The 14,916-nt window shown below is 66.2% G+C and carries 16 protein-coding genes; 9 read left to right on the top strand and 7 right to left on the bottom strand.

Features of this window, described 5'->3' with window-relative positions; genetic code table 11:
* Nucleotides 1–136: 136 nt before the first annotated feature.
* The 3 genes from metG to ACQ651_RS10085 all read right to left on the bottom strand — a co-directional run bounded on the left by metG (nucleotide 137) and on the right by ACQ651_RS10085 (nucleotide 3,778).
* Complete coding sequence (gene metG, locus ACQ651_RS10095) at nucleotides 137–1,858, bottom strand: methionine--tRNA ligase (protein WP_375551884.1); 1,722 nt, start codon at nucleotides 1,856–1,858, stop codon at nucleotides 137–139.
* A 64-nt stretch (nucleotides 1,859–1,922) separates the two neighbouring features.
* Entirely contained in the window at nucleotides 1,923–2,492 is a 570-nt protein-coding gene (locus ACQ651_RS10090) for a YceI family protein (RefSeq protein WP_227284818.1), read from the bottom strand.
* Between the two features lie 71 nt (nucleotides 2,493–2,563).
* Nucleotides 2,564–3,778 carry an MFS transporter gene (locus ACQ651_RS10085; protein WP_227284817.1) on the bottom strand — a complete coding sequence of 405 codons (1,215 nt, stop codon included), beginning with the start codon at nucleotides 3,776–3,778 and terminating at the stop codon, nucleotides 2,564–2,566.
* A 257-nt stretch (nucleotides 3,779–4,035) separates the two neighbouring features.
* Between ACQ651_RS10085 and ACQ651_RS10080 the strand changes: the two genes are divergently transcribed.
* Nucleotides 4,036–5,082 carry an aldo/keto reductase gene (locus ACQ651_RS10080; RefSeq protein ID WP_430449191.1) on the top strand — a complete coding sequence of 349 codons (1,047 nt, stop codon included), beginning with the start codon at nucleotides 4,036–4,038 and terminating at the stop codon, nucleotides 5,080–5,082.
* A 53-nt stretch (nucleotides 5,083–5,135) separates the two neighbouring features.
* Nucleotides 5,136–6,269: a thioesterase family protein gene (locus ACQ651_RS10075; RefSeq protein ID WP_227284815.1), complete on the top strand. Its 1,134-nt coding sequence runs from the start codon at nucleotides 5,136–5,138 to the stop codon at nucleotides 6,267–6,269.
* Here the strand turns inward: ACQ651_RS10075 and ACQ651_RS10070 are convergent.
* Entirely contained in the window at nucleotides 6,266–7,132 is an 867-nt protein-coding gene (locus ACQ651_RS10070; RefSeq protein WP_430449190.1) for a helix-turn-helix domain-containing protein, read from the bottom strand. The genes ACQ651_RS10075 and ACQ651_RS10070 overlap by 4 nt on opposite strands.
* Nucleotides 7,133–7,255: 123 nt before the next feature.
* On the opposite strand from ACQ651_RS10070, the gene ACQ651_RS10065 reads away from it, so the two are divergent.
* From ACQ651_RS10065 to ACQ651_RS10055, 3 genes are read left to right on the top strand one after another with little or no spacing between them, the layout of a single operon-like run.
* A complete protein-coding gene (locus ACQ651_RS10065) occupies nucleotides 7,256–8,137 on the top strand; it encodes a fatty acid desaturase (RefSeq protein WP_430449189.1) in 882 nt (293 codons plus the stop codon).
* A gap of 37 nt (nucleotides 8,138–8,174) precedes the next feature.
* Complete coding sequence (locus tag ACQ651_RS10060; RefSeq protein ID WP_430449188.1) at nucleotides 8,175–9,086, top strand: DMT family transporter; 912 nt, start codon at nucleotides 8,175–8,177, stop codon at nucleotides 9,084–9,086.
* Nucleotide 9,087: 1 nt separating this feature from the next.
* Nucleotides 9,088–10,017, top strand: coding sequence for an AEC family transporter (locus tag ACQ651_RS10055; protein WP_227284809.1), 930 nt, complete (start codon nucleotides 9,088–9,090; stop codon nucleotides 10,015–10,017).
* Between the two features lie 61 nt (nucleotides 10,018–10,078).
* On the opposite strand, the gene ACQ651_RS10050 is transcribed toward ACQ651_RS10055, so the two are convergent.
* Both ACQ651_RS10050 and ACQ651_RS10045 read right to left on the bottom strand, forming a co-directional pair.
* The gene (locus tag ACQ651_RS10050) at nucleotides 10,079–10,771 is read right to left on the bottom strand and encodes an NUDIX hydrolase (RefSeq protein ID WP_430449187.1); all 693 of its coding nucleotides are present in this window, start codon (nucleotides 10,769–10,771) and stop codon (nucleotides 10,079–10,081) included.
* Nucleotides 10,744–11,139, bottom strand: a complete 396-nt coding sequence (locus tag ACQ651_RS10045) for a DUF983 domain-containing protein (RefSeq protein ID WP_227284807.1) — start codon at nucleotides 11,137–11,139, stop codon at nucleotides 10,744–10,746. Before ACQ651_RS10045 ends, ACQ651_RS10050 begins: the two co-directional genes overlap by 28 nt.
* Nucleotides 11,140–11,312: 173 nt before the next feature.
* Here ACQ651_RS10045 and ACQ651_RS10040 point away from each other — a divergent pair, with 173 nt between their 5' ends.
* Genes ACQ651_RS10040 through ACQ651_RS10025 form a run of 4 tightly spaced genes read left to right on the top strand, consistent with a single transcriptional unit; the run spans nucleotide 11,313 to nucleotide 13,342 of the window.
* On the top strand, nucleotides 11,313–11,801 hold the full coding sequence (locus tag ACQ651_RS10040) for an EF-hand domain-containing protein (protein ID WP_430449186.1): 489 nt from the start codon (nucleotides 11,313–11,315) through the stop codon (nucleotides 11,799–11,801).
* A 59-nt stretch (nucleotides 11,802–11,860) separates the two neighbouring features.
* Nucleotides 11,861–12,451 carry an RNA polymerase sigma factor gene (locus tag ACQ651_RS10035; RefSeq protein WP_227284805.1) on the top strand — a complete coding sequence of 197 codons (591 nt, stop codon included), beginning with the start codon at nucleotides 11,861–11,863 and terminating at the stop codon, nucleotides 12,449–12,451.
* The gene (locus ACQ651_RS10030) at nucleotides 12,438–12,794 is read left to right on the top strand and encodes a hypothetical protein (protein WP_227284804.1); all 357 of its coding nucleotides are present in this window, start codon (nucleotides 12,438–12,440) and stop codon (nucleotides 12,792–12,794) included. The genes ACQ651_RS10035 and ACQ651_RS10030 overlap by 14 nt, the downstream gene beginning before the upstream one ends.
* A 5-nt stretch (nucleotides 12,795–12,799) precedes the next feature.
* Entirely contained in the window at nucleotides 12,800–13,342 is a 543-nt protein-coding gene (locus ACQ651_RS10025) for a periplasmic heavy metal sensor (protein ID WP_430449185.1), read from the top strand.
* Nucleotides 13,343–13,474: 132 nt separating this feature from the next.
* Here ACQ651_RS10025 and ACQ651_RS10020 read toward each other — a convergent pair whose 3' ends face one another.
* Complete coding sequence (locus ACQ651_RS10020; RefSeq protein WP_227284802.1) at nucleotides 13,475–14,845, bottom strand: diguanylate cyclase; 1,371 nt, start codon at nucleotides 14,843–14,845, stop codon at nucleotides 13,475–13,477.
* Nucleotides 14,846–14,916: the final 71 nt, after the last annotated feature.

Below are 14,916 nucleotides of genomic sequence, written 5' to 3'. Positions count from 1 at the left end.
CCGGAAGTCCGCCCGCTCCCACGACCTGGGAAGCAGGCGAGGCTTGGCATGCGCTCTTCCCGCGTGAGGAACCTGACGGCGCGCGCGACGGGCCGGCGCGCCGTCCGGTCGTCAGCCGCTCCGGGCTCCGGTCGGGTCAGACACGCACGCCTGCGAAGCGGGTTTGCCAGTCCTCGCGCGCCTCGTCGGTGATCTTGCTGAACAGCACATCGGGCACGGTGAAACCATGCCCTGCGGGCAGCGTGGCCAACGCATCTGCCATATCCTCGGGCCAGACCGGCGCGGCGTTCATGGCCTCAAGCATCGTGGCCGCAGCATCGGGGATGAACGGGGCCGACAGGGTTGCGTAGACCGGGATCAGGTTCAGCGCCAGCCGGGTGATCGCGGCGGCGCGGTCGGGGTCGTCCTTGAACGCGGTCCAGGGGGCGGCCGATTGCAGGTATTCGTTTCCAAGCACCCAGATCGCCCTCAGCTCCGCGGCTGCCTTGCGGATCTCGATGGCATCCATATGGGCCTGATAGGCGGTCAGCCGGGTCTGCAATTCGGCGATCAGCGCCTCTTCCTGCGGGCCATAGGCGCCGCCCTCGGGCACGGTTTCCCCGAATTTGGAGCGGCAGAACTTGGTGATCCGGCTGACGAAATTGCCAAGCACATCGGCCAGATCCTTGTTCACGTCCTGCTGGAAGGCTTCCCATGTGAACTCGCTGTCCGAGGTTTCCGGCGCATGGCTGAGCAGCCACCAGCGCCAGTAATCCGGCGGCAGGATCTCTAGCGCCTGATCCATGAACACGCCGCGCCCCTGGGAGGTGCTGAACTGCCCGCCATCGTAGTTCAGATAGTTGAACGACTTGATGTAATCGACCAGCTTCCACGGCTCGCCCGAGCCGATGATCGTCGCCGGAAAGCTCAGCGTGTGAAAGGGCACGTTGTCCTTGCCCATGAACTGGACATAGCGCACATCCTCGGCGCCCCTGTCGGTGCGCCACCAGCGTTCCCAGCCTTTTTCAGAACCGGGGCCCGTGCCCGCTTCGACCCATTCGGCCGCACAGGCGATGTATTCGATCGGCGCATCGAACCAGACGTAGAAGACCTTGCCCTCCATGCCGGGCCAGTCCTGATCGCCGCGTTTGACCGGAATGCCCCAGTCGAGATCGCGGGTGATGCCCCGATCCTGCAACCCGTCGCCGTCATTCAGCCATTTCCTGGCAATGGACGTGGTCAGGATCGGCCAGTCGGTCTTGCTGTCGATCCAGTCGCTCAACTGCCCGCGCAGGGCGGACTGGCGCAGATAGAGATGCTTGGTCTCCCGGATTTCGAGATCGGTGGAGCCCGAGACGGCCGAGCGCGGCTCGATCAGGTCGGTCGGATCGAGCTGCTTGGTGCAGTTTTCGCACTGGTCGCCGCGCGCCTTGTCATACCCGCAATTGGGGCAGGTGCCCTCGATATAGCGATCGGGCAGGAACCGGCTGTCGGCGTTGGAGTAAACCTGCTTCTCCGTCACCTCCTCGATCAGCCCGGCATCGGCCAGACGCCCGGCGAAATGCTGCGTCAGGGCGTGGTTCTGCGGGCTGGAGGAGCGGCCGAAATGATCGAAGCTGAGCCGGAAGCCCTCGGCGATCCGGGCCTGCACCTCCCACATCTCGGCGCAGTATTCCGCCACCGGTTTGCCTGCCTTGGCCGCCGCCAGTTCGGCCGGCGTGCCATGTTCATCCGTGGCGCAGAGAAACAGGACCTCCTGGCCACGCGCGCGCAGGTAGCGGGCGTAGAGATCGGCGGGCAATTGGCTCCCGATCAGGTTGCCCAGATGTTTGATCCCGTTGATGTAGGGGATCGCCGAAGTGATGAGCGTGCGCGTCATTCCGTGTACCTTGTCCGCCGTTTGCAGCCCATTTAACCCAAGGTCGGGCCAAGGACCAGCGGCGCTAGGTGCCCTCGCGGCGAATGCGGGCCAGGATGCGCAGATCGACCCGATCGCCCACCTCTGCGGCAAAGCCCGATGCCCCGAATGCGGAGCGGCTGACCGAACCTGTCAGATAGATCGACAGCCTGTCGCGATCTCCGGGCACGGTTCCCTGCTGGCGATAGAATTGCGCCGTCAGCGTGGCGGGCCGGGTGACGCCGCGGATGGTGAACTCCCCGTCGATCCGCGCACCGGTCCCTTCGGCGGTGACGCGGGTGGAGCGGAACCGGATCGTGGGATAGGTGGCCGCGTCCAGCACCTGCGCGCTTCGCAGCGCCTCGGTCGCGAGAAAGAAACCGGTGCGCGCGCCGCGCACATTCACGGTCACGTCAACCTGCGACCGGGAGGGTGTGTCCAGATCGACCAGCAGATCGGCGCCCAGTACGGGCATCGTGCCATCGTCCGAGCCGTCGCCGAAGCTGTAGGTGAAGCCCACGGTGGAGCGGTCGGGCTCCAGCAGGTACCGGACCGGATCGGCCAGCGCGGCCAGCGGCAGAAGAACAAGGGCAATTGCCGCGATCAGGGAGGTCATGGGTCCGTCGCTCCGCCCCGGGTGGTGGACGCCGCAGTATAGCACCGATCGCGGCCCTGTCGCGTCACGCCTTAGCGAGGGCGCCGGAACAGGCGGCCCACCTGAAAGGAGGTGCGCGGAATCCAGACATAGGGTTTTCGGGTTTCCGCGCCCGTGCGCCGGCGCATGCGGATCAGCCCGAAGACAACCAGCACCACATGGCCCGCCGCGATGAAGGTGAAGAGCGCCGAGGGTCCGAACACGGTGATCAGGGCCGAACTGGCAAGCGGCGCCACGATGGCGCCCGTGGCATAGAAGAACATGAGCGCGGCCGACAATTCCACCCTCTGCGTATCGTCGGCCCAGTCATGGGCATGGGCCGCCGAGATCGAGTAGATCGGAAAGGTCAGCCCGCCAAACAGAAGCGCGCCCGCAAATATCGCGACCGTGCCCTGACCGGCGAGCGCCACGGTGATGCCGCTGGCGAGGATTGCCGCGGCGGAAAACCAGATCAGCACCCACCGGCGGTCATAGCGATCGGCCAGCCAGCCTGCGGGCAGTTGCATCAGTGCGCCGCCCAGAACGAACGCGGCCAGAAAATAGCCGATCTGGCTGGCGGCAAGGCCGACCTCCTGCCCGTATAGCGGGCCGATCATGCGAAACCCGGCGCCGCTGAGACCGGCGACAAGCACGCCCGCGACAGCGAGGGGCGAGAGCCGCCAGGCCAGACCCGGGCGCAGCCGGGGCGCCTCGGGCGTTTTCGGTTGCGACATGGTGGTCAGGGTCAGCGGCAGAAGCGCGGCACAACACAGGATCGCCAGAATGTTGTAGGAGACATAGGAGGCCGGTGCGAGCACGCCGATCAGAAGCTGGGCCACGAGCGAGCCGCCAGTATCCACCATCCGGTAGACCCCCATGGCCCGGCCCCTCGTGTCATTGGTCACCTTGGATTGCAGCCATGCTTCGATCACCGTGTAGCAGCCCGCGATGCACAGCCCCGAGGCGACCCGCATCAGCGCCCAGGCATAGGGGTCGATCACCAGCATATGCGCCAGCAGCCCGATGGCGCCGGTCGCGGTGAAGGCCGCGAAGGCCCGCGAATGCCCGACCGAACCCATCAGGCGCGGCGCCCACCAGCAGCCGATGAAGAATCCGAGAAAATGGGCGGACCCCAGAAGCCCGATCTGTCCGTTGCTGAAGCCGAGCGCACTGCCCGAGAGCACATCCAGCGGGCCGACCCCGCCCGAGCTGAGTTGCAGAAGGATGACCGAAAGGAAGAGGGCGGTGAACGACAGGATCAGGCGCATGAGACCGGAGGTTTGGTTTTGGGGCACCGTCACACGGGGGTCCGGGGCGATCTGGCGGGTTTGCGTCTTTTGCGATGTCGCAATTGGCCTCTCGGTCGGTCACCCGACGGATCTGGATGGGTTGCGAAAAACCGCGGGTTTCCGTTTTTTCGTAACCTGTTGCCCGAGCCCACGGGGCCGGGTACCCGGGTTTCGCCTTGCCCTCGGCGCCGGGCCGGTTACCTCTGTCACCGGATTGCCGAAAGGATTTCTGGAAGATGAAACATATTGCCCTGGGCCAAAGCGAGACCCGGATCACCGATTACTGCCTTGGCACGATGACATGGGGAAACCAGACCCCGGAACAGGATGCCCACCGGCAGATGGACATGGCGCTGGAGGCCGGGATCAACATCGTCGACACCGCCGAGATGTATCCGGTGAACCCGGCCCGCGCCGAGACGGTCGGCCGGACGGAGGAGATACTGGGCAACTGGCTTGCCGCCCACCCGCACCGCCGCGCCGATCTGGTGATCGCCACCAAGATCAGCGGGCGCAACGACAGCTTCGTGCGCATGGGGCAGGACATTACCGGCGAGACGTTTCTTGAGGCGTTCGAAGCCTCGCTGAAACGGCTGAAAACCGACCGGATCGACCTTTATCAGATGCATTGGCCCAATCGTGGCAGCTATCATTTCCGCCAGATCTGGGACTATGACCCGTCAGGGCAGGACAAGGCCGCAACGCTGGCCCATATGGCCGACATTCTGGAGGCCGCGGACGGGCTGGTGGCCGCCGGCAAGCTGTGCCATCTGGCGCTGTCCAATGACAGCGCATGGGGCACGGCCCAATGGCTGCGGCTGAGCGAGGAGCGGGGGCTGCCCCGTATCGCGTCGATCCAGAACGAGTATTCGCTGCTGTGCCGACAGTACGACTCCGACCTGGCGGAACTGGCGGTGAACGAGAATGTGACCCTGCTGGCGTTTTCGCCGCTTGGCGCGGGGCTTCTGACCGGAAAGTATCAGCATGGCGCGGTGCCCGATGGCTCACGCATGTCGCTGGTGGAAAATCTGGGCGGGCGGAAGACCGACCGCGCGTTTGAGGCGGTGGCCGCCTATCAGGACATCGCGGCGCGCCACGGGCTCGACCCGATCCATATGGCGCTGGCCTTCACCGTGTCCCGGCCGTTTCCCGTCTCGTCGATTTTCGGCGCCACGAACAGCGATCAGTTGCGGCATATTCTGAACGGGCTGGACGTGACACTCTCCGAAGAAGTGTTGGCCGAAATCAACACCACCCACCGCGCGATTCCCATGCCCTATTGAGCCCCGCCCCGGGCGGGTTACTGTGCCCGCAGGTCACGCGAACGGGGGGAAGCATGACAGGCCGAATGGCGCTTTTGGGCGCCGGGACGAGCGGCTGTGCCTGGGCGGCGCGGTTTGCATTGATGGGATGGCAGGTGCGCGTTTTCGACCCTGAACCGGGTGCCGCGGCGCGCATGGCCGATGCGCTGTCCGCCGCCGCCGGGAGCCTGCCCGCGCTTTACGACGTGGCGCTGCCGCCCGTGGAAGAGGTGAGCTATCACGACAGTCTGGCCGAAGCGGTCAGCGGGGTCGACTGGGTGCAGGACGGGCTGCCCGACCGGGTCTCGCTGAAACGCAAGATGTATCAGGCCGTGCAGGCCGGCGTCGGCCCCGACGTGGTCATCGCCGGAACTTCGGAGACGCTGAGCGTGGAGGATTTGCAGGGCTGCGCGCCGCGCCCGGCGCAGATCGTCGCCGTTTCCGGGCGGGCGCCGGTCTGGCTGTTCCCGCAGGTCAGGGTCGAGGGCGGGGCGGTCGTGGCCCCGGATCTGCTGGCCAAGGCCAAGGCCGTGCTGGCCGGGATCGGGATGGTTCTGGATGCGGATGGACTGGCCGAGGTTCTGCCCGATGGCGATCCGGGCACGGTGGTGGCGGTTCTGCGCGCGTTGAAATCCCGCAACGACCCGGGTTTGGGCGCGGCCCTTGCGGATCATGAAAGCGCCCTTGCCCCGAGCATGCCGGATCTGGGCCAGCCGCCCGTGACACTGGACCGGCAGGTGCCGCCCGATTGGGTGGATTACAACGGCCACATGAACGAGGCGCATTACCTGACGGCCTTTTCCCACGCGACCGACCGTCTGCTGCTCTGGGCCGGGATGGATGCGGACTGCGTGGCTCAGGGCCACAGCGTTTTCACGGTGGAGACCCATATCCGCCATCTGGGCGAGGTCGATATCGGCACCCGGATCGTGGTGACCACCCGGGTCATCGACGGCGGTGGCAAGCGCCTGCATGTCTGGCACGAGATGCGGAGCCGCGGCGCGCTGGTCGCGACGGGGGAACAGATGCTGCTCCATGTGGATCTTGCCACCCGGCGCCCGGCCGCGCCGCGCGCGGATGTGGGGGCCGTTCTGGCACGCGCGACGCAGGCCCATGCCGGCCTGCCCGCGCCCGAGGGCATGGGCCGCGCGGTGGGGGACCCGCGCTAGTCCTCCACCCGGTGCCGCAGCGCCATCAGGATTTTCGGGATCTGCCGGGCCGAGGCCAAGCTTTCACGGATCAGCCAGTCGAAATGTTCGGTCACGCCACGGACCCGGTCGCGGTCGCGGAAGGCCACGTAATGGCGGCCCATGTAGATCACCGCCATCTTCGGCCCGAAGACCGTGACGGGGGCGGAAAACACCCGATGGGCATCGAAGATGAACAGGCGCAGGCGTGGGTAGACCTGATCGTAGACCTCGATCAGCCAGTCGATCTGTTGCCGCCGCAACTGGGCGCTGAGGCCGGTGTAATAGCCCTGACCCAGGGCGAAGCATTCCAGCTCGTGGATCGGAAGTGCGATCTCGTAATCGCTCTGGCTGCCGCGCATCCAGTCCAGCCGCGCCTCGGCCGCGCCGATGGCCTGATCCGGACGGCGGTTCATGGTCGGCGTATACTCCCACCGCATGAGACCATGGGTCTTGAGCATGTCCGGCAAGGTTGCGGGGACATGGCGGATTTTGTAGCCCGCCGCCTCTTCGTGCCACGCGAAGATCTGGTCGTCGATGGCGCTGGAGCGGTTGGTTTCGGTCAGCGACATGCTGGTGGCCAGGATGTCGCCTGCGAGTTCCGGCCGGTCGGTGAGGCCGAGAAGCCAGTCCGCCGACACGCCAAGCGCCTGGGCCGCGGAGGCAACCAGATGGCCGCCGGGCATCCGCGCATCCTCGGCCATCAGATGCTGCGTGATGGTGGAGCGGTCGACCGAGGTTGCCCGCGACAGCGCGGCGCGCGACAGACCGGACGCCGTCAGAGCCGCGGCAAGGCGCTCCCGGAACAGGGAGGCGCGTTGGCGTTTGTCGGATACATCCATCATTGTTTGATATTATCACCTTTGTTGGATTTCTGCTGAGAAAACCCGGACTGTCGGTAAAACGCAAGGCCTGTTAGGCACATCTCATGCGGCTGGGGATGCCGTACTTATGACATCGGAGACTGAATGCGCGTCGAATGGCCGACCGTTTTGCTGATCGTGCTTTGCTATCTGGGCTGGCTTGGGGCGGTGTTCTGGCTGCCGACGATCTGGCTGCCGCTGGCCGTTCTGGCCGCCGCTTTCACCATCGCGCTGCAATCCTCGCTTCAGCATGAAGTGACCCATGGCCATCCGTTCGCCCACCGCGGGCTGAGCGAGGCGGCGGTTTTCACGTCGCTCAACCTGTGCATTCCCTTCATCCGGTTTAGGGACATGCATCTGGAGCATCACCTGGACAGCAATCTGACCGATCCTTATGACGACCCGGAAACCAACTATCTGGACCCCGCCGTCTGGGACCGGCTGTCCGGCCCGGTGCGCGCGATCCTGTCTGCCAACAACACGCTGATCGGGCGGCTGCTTCTGGGGCCCGTTGTCTCGCAGGTCGCCTTCATGGCCGGTGACTGGCGGCAGATCCGGCGGGGCGACCGTACCGTGCTGCGGGCATGGGGGCTGCATGCGCTGACGATCCTGCCGGTTCTGGCGCTGGTCTGGGTGTCGCCCCTGCCGCTCTGGGCGTATCTTCTGGCCTGCTATATCGGGCTTGCCACCCTGAAGATCCGCACTTTTCTGGAACACCGCGCCCATGACCGGGCCAGCGGGCGCACCGTGATCATCGAGGATCGGGGCGTGCTGGCCTTCCTGTTTCTCAACAACAACTTCCACGTGGTGCATCACATGCACCCGCGCCTGCCGTGGTATCGGCTTCCGGAGACGTATTTCGCCGACAAGGACACGTATCTGCAACGCAATGACGGGTATCTCTACCGGTCCTACGGCCAGATTTTCCGGCGCCACCTGTTCCGCGCCAAGGACCCGGTGCCGCATCCACTCTGGCCGCGAAACTGACTTGTAGACCCGGGCGATAGGCGCGAAGACTGCGCCCATGCCCGTGTGGATCCCCGTCACCATCTTCGCCGCTTTCATGCAGAACCTGCGGTTTCTGCTGCAACGGCACCTGAAGGTCACGACCCTGTCGACGGGCGGCGCGACCTGGGCACGGTTCTTGTATTCCGCTCCGCTGGTGGCGGGCCTCGTGGCGGTCTATGCGTCCGTGTCGGGGCAGGACCTGCCGGGGCCGGCCGCCCGGTTCTGGCTTTTCGTCGTGTCGGGCGCGATGGCGCAGATGCTGGCCACGATGTGTGTCGTGGCGCTGTTCGCGCATCGGAACTTCGCCGTCGGCATCACGCTGAAAAAGACCGAGGTGATCCTGACCGCGCTCCTGGGCCTCGTCATTCTGAGGGAGGCGGTGTCGCCCCCGGTCGTGGCGGCGATCGGGGTCGGTTTCATCGGTGTCCTGCTACTGTCTGATCCGCCGAAGGGAGAGATCGCGCTGCCGTGGCGGGCGCGGCTCTTCAACGTGGCGTCGGGCTACGGGCTGGCCTCGGGCCTCTTGTTCGGAATTTCGGCGGTGGGGTATCGCGGCGCATCCCTGTCCCTGCCCGAGGGGGATGTATTTCTGCGGGCGGCGTTCACGCTGGCGGCCGCAACTGCGGTGCAGACCGTGACCCTTGGCCTCTGGCTCGCCTGGCGGGAACGGGGGCAAATCGCAAAGGTGCTGGCAAGCTGGCGGGTGTCCGGTCTGGTCGGGCTCACCTCCATGCTGGGCTCGCTGGGCTGGTTCACCGCCTTCACCCTGCAAACCGCGGCCTATGTGAAGGCCCTGGGCCAGATCGAGCTGGTCTTCACCTTTCTGTTTTCCGTATTCTGGTTGAAAGAACGGTCGTCGCCCAAGGAAATCTGGGGGATCGCGTTGATCGTGGCCTCGATCGGGCTGATCTTCCTGGGCAGTCTCTGAGATGATGATCGCCCTTTCCATCGCGCCGATTTTCCTTTTGATCCTCACCGGTTACGCGCTCCGCCGGGGTGGCATTCCATCCGATGAGTTCTGGGATCTGAACGATCGCCTGGTCTATTTCGTGCTGATGCCGGCCCTGTTTTTCGTCCGTATCTCCACTGCGGATCTGGGCGAGGCGGGGCTGGGCCGTTTCGCCATCGTGCTCTATGCGGGCTTCCTTGCCGGCGTGGTCATCGGCCTGATCGGTGCGGTGGTGCTGGCCCGCGGCGGCGCGGTCGGGACATCGGTGATGCAGGGGGCCTGCCGGTTCAACACCTTCGTGGCCCTCGCCGTGGCAGAGGCGCTTTACGGCGCGCCGGGACTGCAATTGGCGGTGCTGGGGGCGGCTGTGCTGGTCCCCGGCGTGAACCTGATCGCGATCAGCCTGTTTGCGGTGATGTTGCGGCCGCCCGGCGGAGGCGTGGCGCGGGCGGCGGTCCGGCAGCTCGCAACCAATCCGCTGATCCTTGCGATCCTGGCCGCTCTTGGCTTCAACGCCGCCGGTATCGGCGCGGTCCCGGTATTGCACGAAACCCTGAGCGTGCTGGGGCAGGCGGCTCTGCCGATCATGCTTCTCTGCGTGGGCGCGAACCTGAAGCTGAAAGGGCTGCGCGCCGAGGCGGGCCCGATGGCGCTGGCCGCGTTCGGCAAGATCGTGGTTTTCCCGGCCGCGATCCTGATGACCGCGCTGGCGCTTGGCCTCGATCCGCTCAGCGCGCAGGTCGCGCTGATTTATGGCGCGCTGCCCACGGGTGTCGCGGCCTATACGCTGGCGCGCCAGCTGGGCGGCGATGCACCGCTGATGGCGGCGATGATCACGATGCAGACGCTGCTCAGCTTTGCCACGATGCCCTTGTGGCTGAGCTTCGGGGAGCGTGTGTTCGGGGTTTGAGGGAGGGGGCGGCCGACGAGCGTTCCGCCATGTTTGCAGGCGCGGAGCGGGTCGGCGGCGCTCAGAGACGCTCGAACCGGCTGATCCGGTCGGCATTGTTGAAAAACGGCACACCGTGATGGGCGGTACCGTTCAGCCGCGCGGCAAGTTCCGCCAGCACGACCTCGGTGATGAACGGCATGTCGAAGGCCCGCGCGGTATCGAGCGGCACCCATTGAAGGTGGCTCAGCTCGTCTTCGGCACGGCTGAAATCATCGGGATCGTTCGCCAGATCGGATGCATCGGCCACGAAAAACCGCGCATCGAAGCGCCGGGGGCGTCCGGGCGGCGTGATCGCGCGGAAGATGAACTCCAGCGTCGGACCATCGGGAAGATGCCCGGTTGCCAGATAGCCGCGCCAGCCGCGGGGTGCCTCCAGCCGACCGGCCCGCTCATCGGTGCGCCCGAGAAGCAGGCCCGTCTCCTCCCACAGCTCGCGGGTGGCCGCGGCGATCACGGCATTTGCGGGCGCCTCTGCCTTGGCGGCCAGTTGCGCCGCCATCTCGGCGCGTGCCGCGCGCGCCAGCGGGATGGTCGCATCGACCGCGTCGACCGCGCCGCCCGGAAAGACGAATTTCGAGGGCATGAAGGCGGCGGTTCTGCCGCGCTGGCCCATCAGCACGCGGGGGCGCGTTTCCGCGTCGCGCAACATGATGATGGTCGCCGCGTCGCGGATAGCCGTTTTGTCTAGAAGCCGTGCATCCGCTTGGCCCATTGAATCCCCACAATCATGCCCTTGAAACGGGGCAAGAGGTATAGCGCCATCGCCACCGCGCCAACCGAAAACATCGCCGACAGCAGATAGGGCCCGGGTTGCCATGTGGTGTAGACCCAGAGCATCAGCGTGCCCAGAACCTTGGCGGTGACCAGAATGGCCAGATAGGCCGGGCCGTCATCGGCGCGGGCATGGCTGAGATCTTCGCCGCAACTTTCGCAGGCGGGGCGCAGTTTCAGATAGCTTTCGAACAGATGCCCCCTGCCGCAACTCGGGCAGCGCTGGCGCAGCCCCCGGCGGATCGCGGGCCAGGCGGGGCGGTCGGGCAAATCCGCGTCGAACGCGGCATGATCTGATGTGTATGGCATGGGCCGCGGCCTTTCCGGAAATCCCTGTTACCGTATGTAACATGGCGGTGGATCTGTCCAATGACGCCGGTACGCGGCGCATGGTCGCAAACCGCGCCGGGCAAGAAACTTCGACGGAACCGGCCGCCGCGCCCGTGGAAAGGGTCAGACAGGCAGCAAAAAGGAGTTTACGCATGTCCCCCAAGACCACTGTTACGGTTGGTGTCGCATTGGCGCTGGTGCTGGCGGCAGCCGCGCCCGCCGCAGCGCAGACCGGGCCGCGGGGCCCGCATTTTCTGTTCGAAGAAATGGATCTGAACAATGACGGCGAGGTGAGCCTGGACGAGATGCGCAACCATCGCGGGGCAAGGTTCGATCAGGCCGACGCCGATAACGACGGCAGCCTGAGCCGTGACGAGATGATTGCGGCGGGTCAGGCGCGCGTCGCGGCCGGGGTCGACCGGATGCTGGATCGGCTGGATACCGACGAGGACGGCGCGATCAGCCGGGCCGAGATGGACGCGGCGGCCGATCGGCGCGCGGAACGCTTTCAGACACGCATGTTCGAGCGACTGGATCGCGACGGCAACGGCGCCATCAGCGCAGAGGAGTTCGAGGACGCCGCAGACGTCATGCGCGGCCATCGCGGCGGCGGCTACGGGTTTGGCCGCGACCGCGGATAAGGCGCCGGGCGGCATGGCTAACCTTTTGCCGCCCCGGATTTCCGGCGTTAAGCAGGGGCATGGTGCAGGTGGATGCCGAGCTGGATCAATTGGAGGATGGAGCCTTGCTGGTGCTCTACGCCAATGGTGATCAGGGGGCCGCGCGGGTGTTGACCGCACGGCTCCTGCCGCGTGTGCTCAGCCATGCGGTGCGCGTTCTGGGCGACCGGAGCGAGGCCGAGGATGTGGCGCAGGAGGCCATGTTGCGGCTTTGGCGGGCCGCCCCGGGCTGGCAGGGCGACGGCGCGGCAAAACCGGGGACATGGCTTTACCGGGTCACGGCCAATCTGATCGTGGACCGGTTGCGCCGGTCCGGCCGGGCCGTGGGGCTGGATGCGGTGGACGAACCCGCCGATGACCGAGAAAGCGCCGAAGCCATGCTGATGCGCCGCGGGCGGATGGCGGCGCTGGACGCAGCACTTGCGCGGCTGCCCGAGCGGCAGCGGCAGGCGGTGGTTCTGCGCCATATCGAAGGCATCTCCAACCCGGAGATCGCGGCCGTGTTGGACATCAGCGTCGAAGCGGTGGAGAGTTTGACGGCACGCGGCAAACGCGCGCTGGCGGCGGCCCTGGCGGGCCAGAAGGAGGCACTGGGCTATGGTGACGGATAAGGATGATCTGACAGCGTTGTTCGCCGACGCGCGCCAGGACGCGCGGCCCCGTGCCGACCTGACCGCGCGGGTTCTGGCCGACGCGGCACGCGTTCAGCCCGGAAACATCGCGGCACCCCGCCCCGGACCGGGATGGTTTGCGCGGATGCGGGGGGCGGTCGGCGGATGGCCGGGCCTGTCTGGGCTTGCCGTGGCAGGCGTGACCGGCCTGATGATCGGGGTCTATGCGACGGAGAGCGTCGATATGCTGCTGAACGGTCAGTTGACCGAGCTGACCGGGGGCGACAGCGCCGGGCTGATGCCGGGGATCGATTTTCTTGCCATTTCCTTTGGGGAGGGCTGAGCGCGATGGTTGAGACGCCGCCGATCCCTCCAACCGCTCCGGGTCTGCCGGCGCCCCCGCCGCGCGGGGCAGGCCGGGGCGTCAAGATCGCGCTTGGGCTGTCTCTGGCGCTGAACCTGCTGATCGCCGGTATCGTCATGGGCGCGGTCTGGGGCCGTCTCGGCGGGCCGCCGGGCTCCGGCGATGCGCCGCTGGCGCTGCGGACGCTCGGGCTCGGGCCGCTGATCTATGTTCTGGAGCGCGACGACCGGGCCGCCCTGCGCGCACGCATGGACGAGCGGCAGGACCGGTTCCGGCCCGAGCTGCGGGGGCTTGGCAATTCGCTCCACCGCTTCGGGGAGGCGCTGCGCACGGAGCCCTTCGACCGGGCAGCGGCAGCGGCGGCCCTTGAGCAGCAGCGCCGCACTGTGCAGGGTTTGCAGACCGAGGGGCATCAATTGCTTCTGGACCAGCTGGAGGCGATGACCCCGGAGGCCCGTGCCGATCTGGCCGACCGTTTGCAACGCCGCCTGTCGCGGAGCATGCGCCGCGGGGACAGATCTCAATGAGCGGTGCGTTACGGGCTGCCCGGCGGATGCAGGCGCAGGCTTCAGCCGTTTCGCGCGGTGACGCGGGATCGCAGCCCGCCGTCTGACTGACGGGACCCGCTAGAGGGCGGCGGGGCAGGGCCGACGATCGTGCTAGGCGGCCGAGGCCGTTGCCATGGTCACGAGATTTCGCCCCTCCGCCTTGGAGCCATACAGCGCCTGATCGGCCCTCAACAGGATCGCCGCCGCGCTGTCCTCGTAATCCTGGGCCAGGGCAATGCCGACACTCATGGTCACGGAAATCGGCGTTTTGTCGGGCCCGATCAGGATCGGGGTGCTGCCGACCGCGACGCGCAGACGTTCGGCCACATCCATTGCACGCGCGTGATCCGCATCGGGGATGGCGACAAGAAACTCCTCCCCCCCGATCCGGCCCAGCAGATCCATGCTGCGAAGCTGCGCGCGAAGCCGTTTCGCGACCACGGCCAGCACCCCGTCGCCGGCGGCGTGGCCATAGCGGTCATTCACATCCTTGAAGAAATCCAGATCCAGCATCATCACGGCGATCCCGCGCCCGGGATGGCCCAGCATGCGTTCAAGATGGTGCAGCGCATAGCGGCGGTTGTGCAGACCGGTCAGGCTGTCGGTCACCGCAAGCTGCAACCCTTCCTGCACGGTGGTCCGCAAACGGTCCGACTGGCGCTTGCGCCGGAGTTGTGTCCTGATCCGCACCGCCAGTTCATCGGCGTCCACCGGCTCGTAAAGAATATCCCCGGCCCCGAGATCGAGCGCGATGGCGGCGCGCTCGCAATCGGCGGCGGGCAATACCATCACCGTGGCCGCATAGCGGGTGATCGGGCGGGAGCGCAGATCCGACAGAAGGCGCAGCCCGTCGTTGCGGCAGGCCATATCGGCCGAGATCACGAACAGATCCGGCGTATCGCTCTGACCGAAATCGGCCAGGACATTTTCCTGCGCCACGATCTGGACGATGCCGGCGCGCTTTGCCTCCAATGCCTGTTTCCAGACCACGGCCGGGCCCGCATCGGAGGCGACGAGCGCGATCTTTCCGGGGCCTTCGAATTCGCCCGCGCCTTCGGCAAACCCAAGCTCCGCGCAGGTTTCCTCCCGCAGGCGCAGCTCCCGCTGCGTGTCGCGCGCGCGCAGAAGCGAGCGGACCCGCGCCAGAAGCGCCACTTCATCCACAGGTTTGGTCAGAAAATCATCCGCCCCTTTTTCAAGCCCCTGAACCTTGCTTTCCTTGTCTGCCATTGCGGTGATCAGGATCACCGGAATATCCGCGGTCTCGGGGTCGTTCTTGAGCCTGTCGCAGACGGTCAGCCCGCACATATCGGGCATCAGGACGTCAAGCAGGATCAGATCGGGCCGGTGCGACCTGGCTTTTTCCAGCGCATCGGCTCCGCTATCGGCCTGAACCACCTCATAACAGGCGGCGGAAAGCTTGACTTTCATCACGATGCGGTTGGTCGCTACATCATCGACGACCAGGATGCGCCCTGTCATACTCCGAGCTCCAAAAACTGCCTTTTATCAGCGTCCGTCAATTTGCATATGAAAGGTTAACAAACTATTTA

Source organism: Rhodophyticola sp. (assembly GCF_965284195.1).
Classification (GTDB): domain Bacteria; phylum Pseudomonadota; class Alphaproteobacteria; order Rhodobacterales; family Rhodobacteraceae; genus Rhodophyticola.
The sequence above is the reverse complement of the archived record's forward strand: the minus strand, read 5'-3'. Positions and strand labels throughout refer to the sequence as shown.